The sequence below is a fragment of the Segniliparus rotundus DSM 44985 genome (assembly GCF_000092825.1).
Taxonomy (GTDB): domain Bacteria; phylum Actinomycetota; class Actinomycetes; order Mycobacteriales; family Mycobacteriaceae; genus Segniliparus; species Segniliparus rotundus.
In genome coordinates, this window is record NC_014168.1 from 299,112 (window position 1) to 314,978 (window position 15,867).

The 15,867-nt window shown below is 67.5% G+C and carries 15 protein-coding genes and 1 tRNA gene; 8 read left to right on the forward strand and 8 right to left on the reverse strand.

Going from position 1 to position 15,867, the window contains the following annotated elements; all coding sequences use genetic code 11:
* Positions 1-81 precede the first annotated feature (81 nt).
* The gene (locus SROT_RS01615) at positions 82-1,632 is read right to left on the reverse strand and encodes a succinic semialdehyde dehydrogenase (protein ID WP_013137263.1); all 1,551 of its coding nucleotides are present in this window, start codon (positions 1,630-1,632) and stop codon (positions 82-84) included.
* 92 nt (positions 1,633-1,724) lie between these two features.
* On the opposite strand from SROT_RS01615, the gene SROT_RS01620 reads away from it, so the two are divergent.
* The gene (locus tag SROT_RS01620; protein WP_013137264.1) at positions 1,725-3,197 is read left to right on the forward strand and encodes an APC family permease; all 1,473 of its coding nucleotides are present in this window, start codon (positions 1,725-1,727) and stop codon (positions 3,195-3,197) included.
* Between the two features lie 21 nt (positions 3,198-3,218).
* The gene (locus SROT_RS01625; RefSeq protein WP_013137265.1) at positions 3,219-4,409 is read left to right on the forward strand and encodes a hypothetical protein; all 1,191 of its coding nucleotides are present in this window, start codon (positions 3,219-3,221) and stop codon (positions 4,407-4,409) included.
* A 123-nt stretch (positions 4,410-4,532) separates the two neighbouring features.
* On the opposite strand, the gene SROT_RS01630 is transcribed toward SROT_RS01625, so the two are convergent.
* Positions 4,533-5,045: a redoxin domain-containing protein gene (locus SROT_RS01630; protein WP_013137266.1), complete on the reverse strand. Its 513-nt coding sequence runs from the start codon at positions 5,043-5,045 to the stop codon at positions 4,533-4,535.
* Between the two features lie 148 nt (positions 5,046-5,193).
* On the opposite strand from SROT_RS01630, the gene SROT_RS01635 reads away from it, so the two are divergent.
* The 5 genes from SROT_RS01635 (at position 5,194) to SROT_RS01655 (ending at position 8,093) form a co-directional block, all read left to right on the forward strand.
* Positions 5,194-5,269 (forward strand) — tRNA-His (locus SROT_RS01635).
* Between the two features lie 167 nt (positions 5,270-5,436).
* A complete protein-coding gene (locus tag SROT_RS01640) occupies positions 5,437-6,282 on the forward strand; it encodes a substrate-binding domain-containing protein (protein ID WP_187288051.1) in 846 nt (281 codons plus the stop codon).
* A gap of 105 nt (positions 6,283-6,387) precedes the next feature.
* On the forward strand, positions 6,388-6,882 hold the full coding sequence (locus tag SROT_RS01645) for a hypothetical protein (protein ID WP_013137268.1): 495 nt from the start codon (positions 6,388-6,390) through the stop codon (positions 6,880-6,882).
* Between the two features lie 259 nt (positions 6,883-7,141).
* The gene (crgA, locus tag SROT_RS01650; RefSeq protein ID WP_013137269.1) at positions 7,142-7,414 is read left to right on the forward strand and encodes a cell division protein CrgA; all 273 of its coding nucleotides are present in this window, start codon (positions 7,142-7,144) and stop codon (positions 7,412-7,414) included.
* A gap of 37 nt (positions 7,415-7,451) precedes the next feature.
* Positions 7,452-8,093, forward strand: coding sequence for an aminodeoxychorismate/anthranilate synthase component II (locus tag SROT_RS01655; protein ID WP_013137270.1), 642 nt, complete (start codon positions 7,452-7,454; stop codon positions 8,091-8,093).
* Positions 8,094-8,244: 151 nt separating this feature from the next.
* On the opposite strand, the gene SROT_RS01660 is transcribed toward SROT_RS01655, so the two are convergent.
* The 6 genes from SROT_RS01660 to SROT_RS16940 all read right to left on the reverse strand — a co-directional run bounded on the left by SROT_RS01660 (position 8,245) and on the right by SROT_RS16940 (position 14,705).
* Complete coding sequence (locus SROT_RS01660) at positions 8,245-9,642, reverse strand: hypothetical protein (RefSeq protein WP_013137271.1); 1,398 nt, start codon at positions 9,640-9,642, stop codon at positions 8,245-8,247.
* A 29-nt stretch (positions 9,643-9,671) separates the two neighbouring features.
* A complete protein-coding gene (locus SROT_RS01665; protein WP_013137272.1) occupies positions 9,672-10,529 on the reverse strand; it encodes a hypothetical protein in 858 nt (285 codons plus the stop codon).
* Complete coding sequence (locus tag SROT_RS01670; RefSeq protein ID WP_013137273.1) at positions 10,526-11,539, reverse strand: hypothetical protein; 1,014 nt, start codon at positions 11,537-11,539, stop codon at positions 10,526-10,528. The genes SROT_RS01665 and SROT_RS01670 overlap by 4 nt, the downstream gene beginning before the upstream one ends.
* A gap of 123 nt (positions 11,540-11,662) precedes the next feature.
* Complete coding sequence (locus tag SROT_RS01675; protein ID WP_013137274.1) at positions 11,663-12,346, reverse strand: hypothetical protein; 684 nt, start codon at positions 12,344-12,346, stop codon at positions 11,663-11,665.
* Between the two features lie 197 nt (positions 12,347-12,543).
* Positions 12,544-14,385 (reverse strand): M91 family zinc metallopeptidase, encoded by a 1,842-nt coding sequence (locus tag SROT_RS01680; protein ID WP_013137275.1) that lies wholly within the window; start codon positions 14,383-14,385, stop codon positions 12,544-12,546.
* The gene (locus tag SROT_RS16940; protein WP_013137276.1) at positions 14,385-14,705 is read right to left on the reverse strand and encodes a hypothetical protein; all 321 of its coding nucleotides are present in this window, start codon (positions 14,703-14,705) and stop codon (positions 14,385-14,387) included. The genes SROT_RS01680 and SROT_RS16940 overlap by 1 nt, the downstream gene beginning before the upstream one ends.
* A gap of 680 nt (positions 14,706-15,385) precedes the next feature.
* On the opposite strand from SROT_RS16940, the gene SROT_RS01690 reads away from it, so the two are divergent.
* A complete protein-coding gene (locus SROT_RS01690; RefSeq protein WP_245535333.1) occupies positions 15,386-15,859 on the forward strand; it encodes an RDD family protein in 474 nt (157 codons plus the stop codon).
* Positions 15,860-15,867: the final 8 nt, after the last annotated feature.

A 15,867-nucleotide genomic window follows, 5' to 3' on the forward strand; every position in this document is an offset into this window, starting at 1 on the left:
CGCCGTCGCCCCGGGGCCTTTGGTCCTGCGCGATGAGCAGTTCCTGGCCGCCTGGGGTATTCGGGTCTGAGATACCCCGGTTCAGCGGCCCGGGAGCAACCGCACCAGGCGCATCACAGTAGGCAGGATGCGCTGCAACAGCCAGCCGGGGAACCAGCGCTCGCCGGAGAGGCTGAGGAACCGCTGCGTCACGAGGCCCTGCGTCTCGGTGTATTTGAGCAAGCCCTCGGCGCCGTTGCGCCGACCGGCCCCGGATTCGCGCGTGCCGCCGCACGGAGCCTCGTGCGAGGCCCACGCGGCGAAGCCCTCGTTGACGTTCGCGGAGCCCGAGTAGATCTGCCCGGCGATTTCTTGGCCTTCACGCCATGTTCCCGCCCAGACGCTGCAGTTCAGGCCGTAACGGGTGTCATTGGCCGCGGCGATGGCCTCGGCCACCGTTTTCACCGGGTACACGCTCACGACCGGGCCGAAGGTCTCCTCTTTGTAGAGGGTCATGCCCTCGCGCACGCCGCCCAAGACCGTGGGCTCGTAGAAGTAGGGGCCGAGGTCGGGCCGCGCCTTGCCGCCGATGAGCACCTTCGCGCCTTTGCTGACCGCGTCGTTCACATGGTCGTCCACCGTTTTGAGCTGCGCCTCGGAGATGAGCGACCCCATGTCGATGTCGCTGCTGTAGCCCGCGCCGAGGCGCATCGCCTTGGTCTGCGCCACGAACTCATTGATGAACTGCTCGTAGACCTGCTCTTGGACGTAGATGCGCTCAATGGAGATGCACAGCTGGCCGGAGTTCGAGAAACACGCGCGGGTGGCGCCGAGCGCGGCGCGGCGGATGTTCGCGGTGGCGGTGACGATCATCGGGTTCTTGCCGCCGAGCTCGCCGGAGAAGCCGATGAGCCTGCGCCCGCACTGCTCGGCGAGGCTCTTGCCGGTGGCGGTGGAGCCGGTGAACATGAGGTAGTCGGCCTGCTCGGCGAGGGCGTTGCCCACCACTTGGCCGGGCCCGGGCAGGGTTTGCAGCACATCGCGCGGCAGGCCCGCCTCGTAGAGCAGCTCGGACAGCGCGAGCGTGGAGAACGGCGTCTGGCTGTCCGGTTTCATGATGACGGCGTTGCCCGCCAGCCAGGCCGGGTTCGCGTCCTGCACGGACAGGGCCATCGGGTAGTTCCACGGCGAGATCACGCCGACGACTCCTTTCGGCAGGTGCCGCACGCGCGCGTCCATGAGGATCGGGACGGCGGGTTTCACGCGTTTCTCTTTGAGGATCTTCGGGCCGTTCGCGGCGTACCATCCGGCCGCGGTGGCCACGAACAGCACCTCTTCGACGGCGCTGGCCCGCGCTTTCCCGGTCTCCGCCTGCACGATGTCGGCCAGTTCGTCCAGTTTTTGGAAGACGAGCGTTTGGAACCGGCGCAGGATCGCGGCGCGGGATCGCAGCGAGGTCTTGGCCCACTCCTTCTGCGCGGCGCGGGCCCGCGCGAAGGCGCGCTCGACGTCGGTCTCGTTCCCGATCGGCATCTGCGCCAGCTCTTTGCCGGTGAACGCCTCAGTGATCGCTCGGGAGGACCGCTCGGCCGGTTCGTCGATGGCGACGAGTTTGCCGAGGCGGGCGAATGTGGACGGAGAAGGCACAGGCATAACGGGATTCTAGTCTGTGCCCCGCCAGGGCACAAGGCCAGGTTTTGGGCGTGGGGTGGGCGAAAACAGCCCGCCTATGCTTAGGATATGCCATGGCGTACACAGGGCGGTTCAGAAATCTCAGTGACACGATGTTCCGATTGAAGCCGCCGGTGGACATCATGGTCCCCCAGGGCGAAGGTGTGAACCTGAAGCGGTCCTTGTCCATTTGGCAGCTCGCCGCAATCGGCATCGCGTGCACGGTCGGGACTGGTATTTTCGTGACGTTCTCGCAGGTGGTGCCTGCTGCGGGGCCGGGCGTGCTCGTCTCCTTCGTCCTCGCCGGCGTGACGGCCGGGCTCACCGCGCTCTGCTACGCGGAGGTCTCCTCCAAAATCCCGTTGGCGGGGTCCAGCTACAGCTACACCTACGCGAGCCTCGGCGAGATCGCCGCCTACCTGGTCGGTTGGTGCCTGCTGCTGGAGTACTCCGTCTCCACCGCGGCGGTCGCCTCCGGGTGGAGCGGCTACCTGAACCAGCTCCTGAGCGACTTGCGGCTCGTGAACCTCCCCGGCTGGATGAGTCACGCCCCCACGCCGGGGCAAGGCTTCGGGGTCAACGCCCCCGCCGTGCTGCTCGTCGTCCTGTGCGCTTTGCTGCTCATCAAAGGCACGTCCGAATCGGCCCGGACCAACGCGGTGATGACGGCGATCAAACTCGCCGTGCTGCTCTTCTTCGCCGCTGTGGCCTTCTGCGGTTTCCACGCCTCGAACATGCACCCTTTCGCGCCGCACGGGATCGGCGGGATCGGGACCGCGGCAGGGATGGTGTTCTTCAGCTACATCGGCATGGACGCGGTCTCCACCGCCGCGGAAGAGGTGGAGAATCCGCGCAAAGCCCTGCCCAAGGCCTTGATCCTGGCCCTCGTGGTCGTCACGGGCATCTACCTGCTTGTGGCGCTCGCCGCCATCGGGGCGCGGCGCGCGAGCCAGTTCGACCCGAACGAGAACGCCCCCCTCGCCGTCATCCTGCAGGAAGTGACGGGATGGACGTGGACCTCCGTGCTGCTCTCCGCCGCCGCCGTGATCTCGATCTTCTCGGTCACCCTGGTGACGCTGTACGGCCAGACGCGCGTGCTGCACTCGATGTCCGGCGACGGCCTCGTGCCGAAGATTTTCAGCAACCTCAACGAGAAGACGAGGACGCCGGTCGGCGGCACCATCATCGTCGCTGTCTTCGTCTCCGTGCTCACCGGGCTCGTGCCCTTGGACATCTTGGCCGATTTCGTGAGCCTGGGGACCTTGGTCGCCTTCAGCGTGGTCTCGGCGACGGTCATCATCCTGCGCAGGCGCCGCCAAGGCGACGCGCGCAGCTTCCAAGTCCCGTTCTATCCGGTTCTGCCGATCCTTTCCATCCTGGCCTGCTTGTATTTGATGTACACCCTCGCGGACTCGGAGCACGGCTGGCTGACATACAGCATGTTCGGGCTCTGGATGGCGATCGCCATTGTCGTGTACTTCGCCTACGCCCGGCACCACGCGGTGCTCGCCGAGCGCGAGAGCGCGGCGCCGACGTCGATTCCGTGATCTTCCTATAGGATCGGTCGAATGCTCCCCTGCGAAGACGTGGACGCCCTGCTGAAGGATGTGGGCGAATTCATCGCCTACTTCAGCATGGTGGCGCGAGGCCCTGGGGGCCCTGCGGTCGACTGGACCGGAAAAGTCGGTTTCACCAGCGGCGACGTCAGAATCGACCTCGTCGCCGACGACGCCGTCCACGAGGTCTGGACGGAGGACGGGAAAGAGGAGAAGGCCCGGAGTTTTTCCGCCTTCCCGCTCGCCGGGAAATGCGTTTGGTTCGATTTGCTCTGCGGGCTCCTCGACGAGGAAGACGGCTACGAGACCTACCAGCAGTGGATCCACCGTCCCCCTTCCGCCGACGTCGGCATATGCAACAACAAGAAGGGTCCCGACAACAAAAGGGTCCAGCAGCTCTACGTCAAAAGCTCCCCGTACATCACGTACCCGATCGACCCTGACGATCAGGACACGAACGCCGAAATCGCGCACACCATGGCCGCGAGCTACAAGGAGATCTGGGAGACGGTCGCCCGGAAGTTCTCCCAGGAGCAATTGCAAGCCTTCGGCCCGCTGCCGAAAGTGGTCGAGCACCGCCACCTTGGGGACGGGAAAGCCAAACAAGGCAAAGAGGACTCCGAGAAGCTCCGCCATCCCGACACGGCCGCCCTGCTGCGCGACCTCGGCGAATTCCTCGGCTCCATGGGCGCGGTCCTCGTTGCGGCGCAGCAGCGCGGCGGCGGCTCCGGTTTCGTGCGCGCCGGCGTCGGTCCGGTCGGCGCGGTGGTCTTCAACAGCCCGAACATCCCCGAACTGCTCCGGGTCCACGAGAAAAGCCTGTTGTTGTTGCGCAAGGTCCAGGGCGAGCTGCTGCCCGGCCCCGCCTTCTCCGGGTTCGACGTGGCGGGCAAATACTGCCTCCTGCACTATGGCGACCGGCTGCGGGCCAGCCTGTCGGCTCCGAGCGTGCTCGAGGACTGGTACGCGAAGGGGCAGCACGCCCAGGTCGTCGTCGAAGAGGCCGGGGCGCATGCTGTGCGAGTTTCGGACATGAACGATCCCGAGCGTCACGCTGTTGTCCATCCGTTGGAGACGACGCTCATGAGCCAGCTCCTGCACACCGACTACAAGGAGCTGCTCACCAGCCTGCTCGACGGATTGCCCGCGCCCCAGGACGCGAAGAGAGCGGCACCGATCAGCACCCCGTGGGGCGATTTCTAACCCTTCCGGCCCGCGGGCGCCGTGGCCCGCGCGCAACCGTCTGCGGTGGTTGCCCCGCTCCTGCGCGCCCCTCTGTTTGAGGCCCGTCTGTTTGAGGCCCGTCTGTTTGAGGTCCGCCGCGTTTTAGCGCAGGGCGCCCACGCGGTCGCTCAGCTGGTCTTCGGTCAACAAGTCGCCGAATTTCACCATGTCCACGTCGCCGTTCGATGAGACGAAGGCGAACGCCGGTTGCCAGGTGACGCCGAACTTGCCCCAAATCTCGCCGCTGCTGTCCTCGATCTGCGGGAAGTTCAGGCCGTACTTGTTCACGAAGTCGCGCATCGCGCCCTGATCGCTGCGCGAGGCAACGCCGACGAACGGCACATTCGGATGCTCCGAGGCCACTTTCTGCACGAACGAGCCTTCTTGGTTGCAGTAGGGGCACCACGGGGTCCAGAACCAGAAGACGGCGGGTTTGCCCGCGTACGTCGCGCCGGAGATCTCTTTGCCGTCCAAACTGGTGGCGGTGAACTGGAGCTGGTCCGGCGTGTCGGCGCGGGCGGGCGCCACCGCGACCGCGAGGCCTGCCGCCATCGCGACGACGGCGACGAGCGCTCGGGAGAAGGCAAAAGCCCGGATATGGCGGATGAGTCGCATAGCAACCTCCTGGAAAGTGGCCCTCGCCGTCGAAGACCGTTCCCGATCATCGTAACGCAGGATCAATTGCGCGCAATGGGTTCTACCGGATTGCGGCTTTGCGCCTTGCCGAGTATGCTGTCCTGGCTCACGTCCACGACGTGGCATGGCGGGCGTAGCTCAGTTGGTAGAGCACCTGATTGTGGTTCAGGTGGTCGCGGGTTCAAGTCCCGTCGTTCGCCCCACATCGGGACCCCCGCGCCCACGCCCCTGTGTTGTTGCGAGCAGGGCGCGCGACTGCCTTCCCGTCGGCCCGTGCTGCTCTCGCCCCGGCGCCATGGGCGGCCCCCTGTCCGCCCCTGTGCCCATGCTGGTTTCGAGCCGTCAGTTCTCTGCGGTTACACTGCCGCCCATGGCTGAGACACAGGGCGCGCACCGGCGCTCGCGCTCGATGGTCCTCGCGATCTGTTTCGCGCTGGGGGGCGCGTCGGCCGTCAGCGCCCCGCCGTGCGCTGCCGATCCCGACGGCCAGCTGACGGTGGCCACCTCCGGCGGCACCGCGGCGGCCCTGCGCGCGCTGGCCGCCGTGTACGCCCGCGGCGGCGGGGAGCGGGTCCGCCTCGTGTTCGGCCCGTCCATGGGCGAGACCCCGCAGACGATCCCGGCGAGAATCGCGAGGGGCGAGCGGATCGATGTGGTCGTGATGGTGGGATCGGCCGTTGACCGGCTCGCGGACGACGGCCAGCTGACGGGCCCGATCCGTCCGGTCGCCTGCTCGCATATCGCGATGGCCGTCCGGGCTGGCGCCCCGCGTCCGGACATCTCGACTCTGGACTCCTTGCGCCGCGCGCTCCTGGAGGCGCGTTCGGTGGCGTACTCCGACAGCGCGAGCGGCGTCTTTGTCGCGACCCAGCTGTTCCCTCGGCTCGGCGTGTCGGACACGATGCGGGGCAAAGCCTTCCAGGTGCCAGCGGTCCCGGTCGGTGAAGTCGTGGCCCAGGGCCGCGCAGAGTTGGGATTCCAGCAGTTGAGCGAGCTTCTGCCGGTCAAAGGGATCGATGTGGTCGGTTTGCTGCCGAGCGGCGCCCAGTTGGGCACGACCTATTCGGGCGCGGCTGTCTCGTCCTCGGCGCACAAGGACGAAGCAGAGTCTTTCCTCTCGTTCCTGGGCGGCGAGCAGGCGCGCGGGGTGATGGAGACAAGCGGGCTGGAGCAAGGGGGTTGCCCGGAGCCCGACCAAGACCAGGACACGGACTGAGGCGCGTTCGGCGCCTGTGCGGCTCTGCGGCAAGGGCAGGGGGCGTACGGCGCGGCGCTGTGCTGCTATCCTCCCACGGATACGTCGAGCTGAGAGGTGTTCCGGATGAAGGTCGCAGTGTTGTGGTCGCTTGCCCTCGCGTGGCCAGCGCTGGCGGTTTTCGCCGGGCAGCGCCCGGCTGTCGCCGACGAGCCGAGCGAGGTCGTCTATCGCGTCATGTACCCGTCGCTGCCGCCCCAGGCGCGCAAGGAGTACACGATCACTGTTCGTGACGGCGTGGCGGAGTTCGTCGTCCACGCGGGTTCGCTGGAGGACCCGGTGCTGGTGCGGGACGCCGCTGTGGTCCCCGAGGACGTCGTCGGGGAACTGCGGTCCGGGGAGCCGGGATTGGCGGGCCCGTGGGGCCCGGCGCCGCTGTGCGTTGGCGCGTTCGAGTCGGAACTGGATGTGACGACGGGGCAGGGCCCGCGCCATGTGACTGGCTCTGGCTGCGGCGGCCGTGCGGGTGCGGCCATCGAAGCCTACATCGGGCCGGTGAAGCGCCTGTTCGATCTGGACCGCCTTCTCGGCGAGCGCAGGCTCGCGCCGGACGACCAGTAGCAGGTCCTCGGGCACGTCTGTGTGCCCCGGACTGTGCTTTCGGCCGATGTTGTGCTGGCAGGCGGTGCGGGCGACGGTGCTGGTCGGCCTGGGGCGCGCGTGTTCCTGCTATCATGGACGAGCCTTCGGGGGCTGCGCGCGGCTTGGCCGGGAATGCTCTTCGCCGCCGCCTTCGCGCAAGCGACCCGAATGACGCGCAAGCAACCATGCGGGCAGCAATGCGCGCAAGCAAGAACGTGTGAGCAACAAGGAGAAGGCGATGCCGAAGTCGAAGGTCCGCAAGAAGACCGACTTCACGATCAACCCCGGCGCCGCTGGCGCGGGCTCGGCCCGCACGGCTCCGTCCAGCACCTGGTACGTGGCCCTGATGCTCGGCTTCATGCTCGCCGGGCTGGCGTGGTTGGTGGTGTACTACATCGCCGCCGCAGACCTCGATGCGCTCAAGTGGATGGCCGACCTGCAGTTCTGGAATTTGGCCATCGGTTTCGGCCTGATGGTCGTCGGCCTGCTCATGACGATGAGGTGGCATTGAGCCAGCCCCCAGGGGGACTCGCCCGTACAATAACCCCATGACAGCCCGCGTCCTTGTCGTGGACAACTACGACAGTTTCGTCTTCAACCTCGTGCAATACCTGCGCCAACTCGAGGCGGCTGTGTCGGTGTGGCGCAATGACGACCCCCGCCTCGCGGACCCGGACGGCGCCATCGCCGAATACGACGGGGTCCTGGTCAGCCCCGGCCCGAGTTCTCCGGAGAAGGCCGGGGCGAGCATCCCGGTCGTGCTTTCGGCGGCCAGGCAGCGCAAGCCGCTGCTCGGGGTGTGCCTCGGGCATCAGGCGATCGGCGTCGCCTTCGGCGGCGTGGTCGGGCGGGCTCCGGAGCTGCTGCACGGCAAGACCAGCAAGATCACCCACACAGACAGCGGCGTGTTCGCGGGGCTCCCCCAGGGCTTCATCGCGACCCGGTATCACTCGTTGTCCATCCAAGAGGACACGCTGCCGTCGGTCTTGGCGGTGACGGCGCGCAGTGAAAGCGGCGTCATCATGGGGGTCGCCCATCGCGAGCTCCCAGTCCAGGGCGTGCAGTTCCATCCCGAATCCATCCTCACCCAAGGCGGGCACCGCATGCTCGCGAACTGGCTCGGCGACTGCGGGCGGCCGGTCGAGGACTCGTTGGTGCGCGAACTCGCCGCCCACGTCCTCCCTGCTTGAAGCCGAGAGCGCGCTGCGAAATCACGCGGAATTACAGACGTGGGATTTGCCCACAAGTGTGGACAAGCCTGTGGATAAACGACTCGTGGCGTGGTGGTGGTCAGGCGAAGAGACCTTCGCCTGACCACCACCACGCCACGAGAAGCGCAGCTCAGCGAATGTGTTCCCCGGCTTCGATGCTGGGGAACGGCTCCGGTGGGGGAGTCTGCTCCTGGGGCCCAGACGGGACATTGCGCGGCGGCTCCTGCGCACGAGGCTGTTGCGGCGCGCTGGGCGCAGGCGCGGCGGGCGCAGGCGCGGCGGGCGCAGGAGCCCGCTCGGGCGGGGCGTCGCCGTCCTCGATCGCGAGCTGATGGTCGAGCTGCTCCAACACCCGTGGCCGCGAACCGGGCGACGCGGGCTCGTAGGGGCCGATCTTGTCGACGTCCCATGTTGTGGCGTGGTCCTCGACGTACCATCCTCGCGGCCACGGGTTGCCGGTCTCGACGAGGCGCTCGAACATGCCCAAGAAGGCCACCCAGCACGCGGCCTGCGGGGTCTGGTACACCTGTTGCAGCCAGGGGGCGACCTCGTTGGCCCACTCCACCTCTTCTTGGAGGAACTTCTGCCGGTGCCACACGTCGTACCAGCCGAAGAAAAGGTAGTGGATCGCGTTGATCGGGTTCTGGACATTGATGATCGTCGGATCGATCCAGTACTTGTTCGGTTTGATCGTCGGCTGGATGATCGCGATGAGCGGGCCGAAGAGCTGCGCCATCGGCTGCCACGCCGCTGCGGGAGCGAAGGCCTCCGAGACGAAGTCGCCAGCCATCGGCGCGAGTTCGATGATGTCCGCGAGCCCGCCGTAGCGGTCCGGCGGCGGCCAGCCGAATGGGCACGGCGGCTGATACAAGATCGGCCCGTTGTTGAGGCTGAGCACGCCTGCGAGCGCAGGATTGGCCGGCGGTTCGCCGCCGCTGTCAGGGTCGTCGTTGTCGGGGTCGCCGTTGTCGGGGCCGACCGCCGCCGAGTTCGCCGGGTCGCGCTCGAACCGCGCCATGGTGTGCAGGGCTTCAGCGGTGGCCGGGTCCTGCAACGCGAGTTCGGTGACTTGGTCGTAGCCCGCCCCTCGGCTCAAGTCGGACGGCAGCGCGTCGTCGTTCTCCTCCGAATCCGCAGGCTCTCGCAGCGACAATGTCGTTGTGCCGCTCGCGGGTCGCGCTTGCGCTCGCGGGGCCCGGCGCCCCGCTTCGGCGCTGTTTTCCTGGGCGCCGCGCGCGCCCGTTCTGTGTTCATCAGCGGGGCGCTCCTCTGTGGGGCGCGCGTGCTTGGCCTGCGCCGCGGCGAGCAGGGCCAGCCCCGGCATTGCGTCGCGGCGGGCGTCAGACGGCATGGGCGCGGCCGCCCGACCAGCGGCCACTGCCAGCGCGGGCCCGGCCTGCGGCGGGAGCGAGCTGACCGCGGCCTGCGCGCACACGAGGACCGCGCCGAACGCTCGCGCGGCGGCGAACAACGAACGCTCTCGCCCGCCCTGCCGACGAGGGCTGCCGATCGGATTCTTGGTCTGCATGTTCCTCCTCTTGCTCATTCGTCCCCCGCTCACGAAGAAGGCCCGTGGGGCACAGGCCCCGTAGAGGGCTCGAACACCCCTTCGAGATGCCAGAGCCCGGTGAACTTGTCGAACGGGCCGCCGACGATCAAACTGCGCCATTGCAGGCTGTAATGGCGTGTCGCGGGGTCATAGGAACCAGTCGCCCAATCGCCCTGCGGGATGTTATCGGCGACTGGGGCGTCGAGGAACTTCTGCGCAGCCCAGTCCCATACCTGTTTGACCTGCGCCGCGCCTTGGACCTGCGCGTCTTTCGCCGGTCGTGGTTTCGGCGCGCCCTGGTTGAAGTATTGGCCGTTCCAGGTCGCGGCCCAGCTGGACAGGTCAGCGGCAAGGGTCCCGTCCGTCCGCAGCAAAACCTTCGGCGGGCCGACGGGGCGCTGGGTCTGCGGATCGGTCGCATTGGTGGAGATCGAGAACTTGACGAGGAAGAACGGGGTCGGCTGCGTCACCGAGTCCGCCAGCGAGTCGCCCGCCTTCGGGTCGGTCGGCGTTCCCGCGAACGCCGGGTCCGGCAGGCTCTGATAGCCACCTGCGCGCAAGCCGCCGCCGACGCCAGGGGCGAGAGAGGTGTACGCGCCGGGCACTGGTTTCCCGTTGACCTGCCAGACGGGAGATCCCGGGTTGGCGTTCGACATCACCCCGCCCGCCGGGGTGAGCATCTGGAACCAGGTCCCCGTGGGAGCTTTGTCCGGGCCGAGATAGGCGGCTGGGTCGAAGCGGAAGAGCCCGACGAGCTCGACGCCGCCGCGGTCGGGCTGTTGCGGTTGCGAGTTGCCGCATCCGCACACGCCAAGGGCGAGGGACAAGGCGGTGAGAGCCCGGACCGCGTGTGCTGTGAGATTCATACCTGCTCCTGCGCGTTGTTGCGATTCCTGCTGAGAAGCACGTCGGCTCCGACCACGAGCACCAACGCCAGCCCTGGGACGAGGTAGAACCAGCCGAACTCGTCAAAGGCGTCCAAGCCCAGCGGCTTGGTGGTCTCGTTGAGCCGTTCGAGCGCCTGGAAGTGGCCGAGGTTGTCGGCGAACTCCTCGATCACGTTCGCGAAATCGGCGCTGATCGTCGCCCACTGGTCCACGAACGCCTTCGTCGCGGGAAGGTTCGCGCCGGGGTGTGTGTGCAGGTCGTTGAGCAGTTCCGCGGAAGAAGGGCCGATCACCACGAATTCGCTTTGCGCCCACCGAACATTCTCCTCGGTGAGGATCGGGCGGAAATCGCGCAACAGTTTCGTGCCTGCGGACGAGTGGGCGAACACCCCTGCGGTGACCGGGAAGAGCACGAGGAGGACTCCCACCAGGGCTGCGGCGGATCGCAGCGCCGTGCGCGTGCGCGCCGAGGCGCTGAACAGGCCAGTCATGCCGATGACGACCAGCGCCAATCCTGCGAAGCCGAACACGAACGGGAAGAGGCCGAACGGCGGGAGGGAGCGCAGTTGCCCAAAGGCCCCCTCGTCGGCGCGCATGGTCGCGATCCAGCTGGAGAAACGGGCTTCGGTCTCGGGGAACTGCGCGACGAAACTGATGGTGTTGCTGTGGGAGAGGTCATCGTGCGGCAGACGCCGCTCGGCGGTCTCCGCCCGCGCCGCCTCGATCACCGCGAGGTGGTTTTCGAGCTGATGCAGGCGTTGGTCGGTGAGCACGGGGGTGAACCGCTCGACCATGCGCTGGCCTTCGGCCGACTCGCTGTACATGCCGAGCCGGATCGGGGCGAGCATGAAGGCCGCGCCGAGGAGCACGAGCACCCCCCAAAGCCAGTACTCGCCCAGCCATGCGGCGCGTGCGCGCCCGCGGTCGGGCTTCTTGGCGGTTTCCTCGTGCTTTGACAGTTCAGGACCATGCTTGGGCAGTTCAACCAAGGGGACTGCGCTCCTTGTGCGAGTGCTCTCCCCGGCCCAGGCTCCGAGCCCGTCGGCTGCGGCATTGGCTCACCGGCTCCCGCCGCGGCGTTGGATTCATCGGCTCCCGCCGCGGCGTTGGATTCATCGGCTCCCGCCGAAGTGTCCCTGCAAGTGCCAGAGCCCCGTGAACCCGTCGAAGGGGCCGCTGACGATCTGGCTGGTCCAGGTGAGCGTGTAGTTGCCGTTGGTGTCGATGACGCCTTTCACCGGCGTCGTGTGGCCGGGCAGATCGCCGCCTGGTTTTGGGGCTCCTTGGTTGAACACCTGGTTGTTCCAGGTCACGGCGAACGCGGACAGGTCGCCGCTGAGGGTGTTGCCGTCCCGGTTGATGACCGGCAGCGCCGTCTGCTCTTTGGTCTGCGGGTCGGTCTGGTTCGTGGAGGTCGCGAACAGCACGCCGTAGAACCGCACCGGGCGGGTCACCGTGCCCGCGGTGGCGTCTCCGTTCCTGGCGAACGGGGCGGCGGGCTGCGGCTGGTATTTGCCGGTGATGAGTCCGCCGTCAGTGCCAGGGGCGAGCGGTGTGACTGTGTTGTCGCCGCACGGCGAGTCGCTGTTGCCCAGGAAGGGTCCGTCCTCGCCGCCCGCGGGGAGGATCATGCGGAAGTACGAGCCCTGCGGGGAGCCCACGCAGGAGCCCGGAGCGATGGAGAACAGCCCGTTCAGCCCCTCGGCGTTCGCCGGTGGCGAGGCGATGAGGGCGGCTGAGGCGAGGGCAGCGGCGGCGGCGCAACGGGCGGCGACGGCACGGGCAGAAATCGACATGCGCTTTTTCTTCCTGACTCACGGGTGTTGGTCGTGGCGGTGTGAACAGGAAAAGCATCCGGCGCGCCAGGGCTTTCTGCGCCCGCCCAGGCTGGCGTTTGCGGCGCTGCTCTCTGGTTTTGCGATCAAGTCATGCTGATCGCAAAATTCGAGCTTGCCTCAGTTGCCTGGGGGTTGGGGTTGTCTGGCGGGCGTGGTCAGCCGAGGTAGTGCTCGCGGTCGGGGATGCCCATCTCGTCGCGCAGCGCGTTCTCGGTGAGGTCATGCGGATGCACCGAATCCGGGACTGCGACCTCGGGGGTTTTCGGGTCGCCGTCCCAGTCCAGCGGCAGGCCGACGGCCTCGTGCTCCGCGTTTGCCAGATACTGCGGGTTCCAGCCGCCGATGTTCTGCGAGTCGATCGGGTCCGTGCCGCTCGGGCCGTACTCGCCGGGCATCATGGAGCCGTGCGTGTCGTCGTACGCGTGCGCCATCTCGTGGTACAGCACCACCGCCGGGTTGAGCTCGTGGTAGTCCGGTTTCGGCCCTTGTGCGAGGGCTCCGAGGTTCGTGAGCGTGGTGTCGATGCTGATGATGGCGTCGGTGCCCGGCCCAGGGCGGTGACGTTCCATGTCGTAGAAGAAATCAGAGCTGTTCGTCGGCTGGTCGCCGACAGCGGGGGCGGTGTAGCCGTTGTTGTACAGCACCTTGCCGTCGTTGAGCAGGTGGCCGTCGTCGATGAGCAGGTTGTGCCCGCTGCTGCCGAGCGCGCGGAGCATGTGCTGTCCGTCGGGGGAGGCGGCGAGCAGTTCGAGGTCGTCCTGCATCCTGCGCTGGAACTCGGGCGAGCCCTGGACGGTGATGGTGTCGGGGATCTCCAGCGGCTGGATGGTGACGGTGCGATTGGTCCCGAAGCCCGCGTTGACGTGGGCGCCCGCCTGGGCGTAGATAGTGTCCTGGCCGCCCTGGTTGTTGATGGTGGCTTCGCCCGTGCCGGTGTAGATGGTGTTGCGGCCGGCGCCGGCGTTGATGGTGTTCTGACCGGTGCCGCCGTAGAGGACGCTGTTGCCGGAGCCCGCGTTGATCTTGTTGTTGCCGGAGCCGCCGTTGATGTAGTCGGCGCCTTTGCTGCCGGTCACCGTGTTGTTGCCGGAGCCGAGGTAGACGGTGTTGTGGCCTTGGCCGAGCGTGACCGTGTCGTCGCCTTTGCCGGCGTCGATGTAGGAGCCGCCCACGGCTTGGTCGTCGATCACGTCGGCGCCGTCGCCGAGCTGGAAGCGGACCCGGACCGCGACGTGCGGGTCCACCGAGACGCGGTCGTTGCCGCCTTGGGTCTGGATGAGCACGTCCTGCGAATCTTGGGCGCTGAGGGTCTGGGACCTGCCGTTCACGGTGACGACCAGTCGTCCCCCGGAAGCCTGCTGGACCGAGACCGTGTCGTCGCCGTCGCCGGTTTGGAAGACCACCATGCCCTGGTCGCGGGTGAAGGCGAGGCCGTCACCCTGGCTCTGGGCTTCGCCTTCGCCCGAGCCCAGCGCCGAGGGGGCGGCGAGGCCGCCCGCGCTCGTCAGGGCGGTGGCCGCTTCGTCGTCGAGCGCGTTGCCTTGGGCGATCACGTCGGCGACCCGTCTGGGCAGCTCCTCGCGGAGCGCGAGATATTGGGCCTGCTCGTCGTCGGGCAGCTCGCTCCACAGGCCGCTCGCGCCGTAGAAATCGTTGATCTCGCCGGTGTCGGAGAACGTGAAACGCAGCTGCGCGCCGTCTTCGACGATGTTCGAGGCCAGGCGCAGAAGCTCCGCGCGTTCGTCCACGACCCGGCCGAGGGCCGAAGCCAGTTGCGCCGCCGCGCTTCCCGCTGCCCCCGTGTACGCGTGGTTCTGCGCGAACACGGCGTCCGCGCTCGTGCGGGCGGCTCCGGCCCAACCGGCGAGCAAGGACTCGTGCCCTCGGATGTGCGCGCCGATTTCCGGGAAGCCCTCACCCCGCCGCCGTATGGCTTGCACGAGGGCGTTGCCTGGCCCGGAGATGTCTGCGAGAATGTCCTTCCACGTCAACGCCATCAGCGGTCCCCGTCCTGTTCGTTGAGACGCACGGCGTGCGCGGCGCTGTCGTCGTTGCCCGCGTAGAGGGCGGCGCTTGCCTCGATCTGTTCCGCCGTGCTTTCCAGGCGCCGCAGGTAGGCCTCGTCCGCCGCCGCCCAGGCTTCGGCCAACGCGGCGGCTGCTTTCGCCGCGTTCCCGCCGAGGGCGGCCCCATTCGAGGACAAGGCTTCGGCGGCATTCTGCGAGAGGGCCTGCGCGGCAGGGGTTTCACCTCGGATCGCGCCCGCGTAGCTGTTCAGCTCCTCGGCGTTGACCGTCAGAACCCCGTTGTCCGCCATCGCGCTCCTGCCCCTTCGTGTGATCTTGGCCAGAGGGGCCAAGCCTTGCTGGAAACCTGCTTGAGGGCTTAGACGCGGGGGAGGGCGCTGGGGTTCCCGAGGAGCCGGACCATTATCAGTGACGTGCGACACATGGCTTTGTCATGCGAGCCCGTCCCGTCCGCCCTGGCGCCGCTCCAGCAGTTGTGCTCGCTCGGTCCCGCTCGCCAGGCGCTCCGTCTCCTCCGGTGGCCACGGGGCCCGCGCTGGCAGAGTGCCGCACAGTGGGGCTTTTCTCTTGGCGAGAAAGGTTGTCAACGTCCAGGGCATGCTTTCTCCTGCGGGCCCGCCGAGCGCCGCGCGCCGAGCGTGGGGTTCAAAATTCTGTGGTTTGTCTAAGAAACAGAGTACTCGTTTTCTCCGCTTCCGCAGGCGCGGGCTTGCCGCCGCGGACCGGCGCCATCCCGGGGGGCTTTGCCCGAGCCTGTGGGGCGGATTGGCCGCAGAGCACGGGAAAAGCCAGGCGGTGCCGCCGGGCGCTCAGTCTGTTCACAGGGGGGCGCGACCAAATTGTGTCCTTTTCGTTACCCTGCGTTCGGTGTCGTTGGGCGGTGTACTACAGTCCAGAAAACAATGTCATAACAGACGCTCTCGGTTGGTTCAAGAAAGGCGGGGGAAGGATGTATGCGCAAGAAGAAAATATGGCGGGGAAGCCTAGGACGAGCAGTTCGCCAGCCGGGCCGCGCCCGCAGATCGCGACCTGGGGCCAGCGGGCGGGGGCCTGCCTCATCGATTTCTTGATTTTGCTGCCGTTCGTCGTGCTGGACGAAATGGTCAAGGCGCACATGGCGTCGTCGGGGCTGTACGCCGGCACGTCGGGAGGCGCGGCTGTCGCCTCCGCGCTCTTGATGCTCGGGCTCATGGTCGTGTGGATCTGGAACGTGGTCGTGCAGCAGGGCCGAACCGGGCAAACGGTCGGGAAAGAGACGATGAAGATCAGGTTGGTCGGCGCCAGCTCCGGCGAGCCGGTCGGCAAAGGCCGCTGTTTCGCGCGCCAAACAGCCCATCTGCTCGACGCCCTCCCTCTTTTCACCGGCTACCTCTGGCCGCTGTGGGACGAAAACCGGCAAACGTTCGCGGACAAGGCGGCTCGGACAGTCGTCGTTCAGATGTGAGGCGGCTC

Bases quoted from the DNA above. Each gene is read 5' to 3' on its own strand.
- SROT_RS01615 (WP_013137263.1), bottom strand. From the start codon at position 1,632: ATGCCTGTGCCTTCTCCGTCCACATTCGCCCGCCTCGGCAAACTCGTC.
- SROT_RS01620 (WP_013137264.1), top strand. From the start codon at position 1,725: ATGGCGTACACAGGGCGGTTCAGAAATCTCAGTGACACGATGTTCCGA.
- SROT_RS01625 (WP_013137265.1), top strand. From the start codon at position 3,219: ATGCTCCCCTGCGAAGACGTGGACGCCCTGCTGAAGGATGTGGGCGAA.
- SROT_RS01630 (WP_013137266.1), bottom strand. From the start codon at position 5,045: ATGCGACTCATCCGCCATATCCGGGCTTTTGCCTTCTCCCGAGCGCTC.
- SROT_RS01640 (WP_187288051.1), top strand. From the start codon at position 5,437: ATGGCTGAGACACAGGGCGCGCACCGGCGCTCGCGCTCGATGGTCCTC.
- SROT_RS01645 (WP_013137268.1), top strand. From the start codon at position 6,388: ATGAAGGTCGCAGTGTTGTGGTCGCTTGCCCTCGCGTGGCCAGCGCTG.
- crgA (WP_013137269.1), top strand. From the start codon at position 7,142: ATGCCGAAGTCGAAGGTCCGCAAGAAGACCGACTTCACGATCAACCCC.
- SROT_RS01655 (WP_013137270.1), top strand. From the start codon at position 7,452: ATGACAGCCCGCGTCCTTGTCGTGGACAACTACGACAGTTTCGTCTTC.
- SROT_RS01660 (WP_013137271.1), bottom strand. From the start codon at position 9,642: ATGCAGACCAAGAATCCGATCGGCAGCCCTCGTCGGCAGGGCGGGCGA.
- SROT_RS01665 (WP_013137272.1), bottom strand. From the start codon at position 10,529: ATGAATCTCACAGCACACGCGGTCCGGGCTCTCACCGCCTTGTCCCTC.
- SROT_RS01675 (WP_013137274.1), bottom strand. From the start codon at position 12,346: ATGTCGATTTCTGCCCGTGCCGTCGCCGCCCGTTGCGCCGCCGCCGCT.
- SROT_RS01680 (WP_013137275.1), bottom strand. From the start codon at position 14,385: ATGGCGTTGACGTGGAAGGACATTCTCGCAGACATCTCCGGGCCAGGC.
- SROT_RS16940 (WP_013137276.1), bottom strand. From the start codon at position 14,705: ATGGCGGACAACGGGGTTCTGACGGTCAACGCCGAGGAGCTGAACAGC.
- SROT_RS01690 (WP_245535333.1), top strand. From the start codon at position 15,386: ATGGCGGGGAAGCCTAGGACGAGCAGTTCGCCAGCCGGGCCGCGCCCG.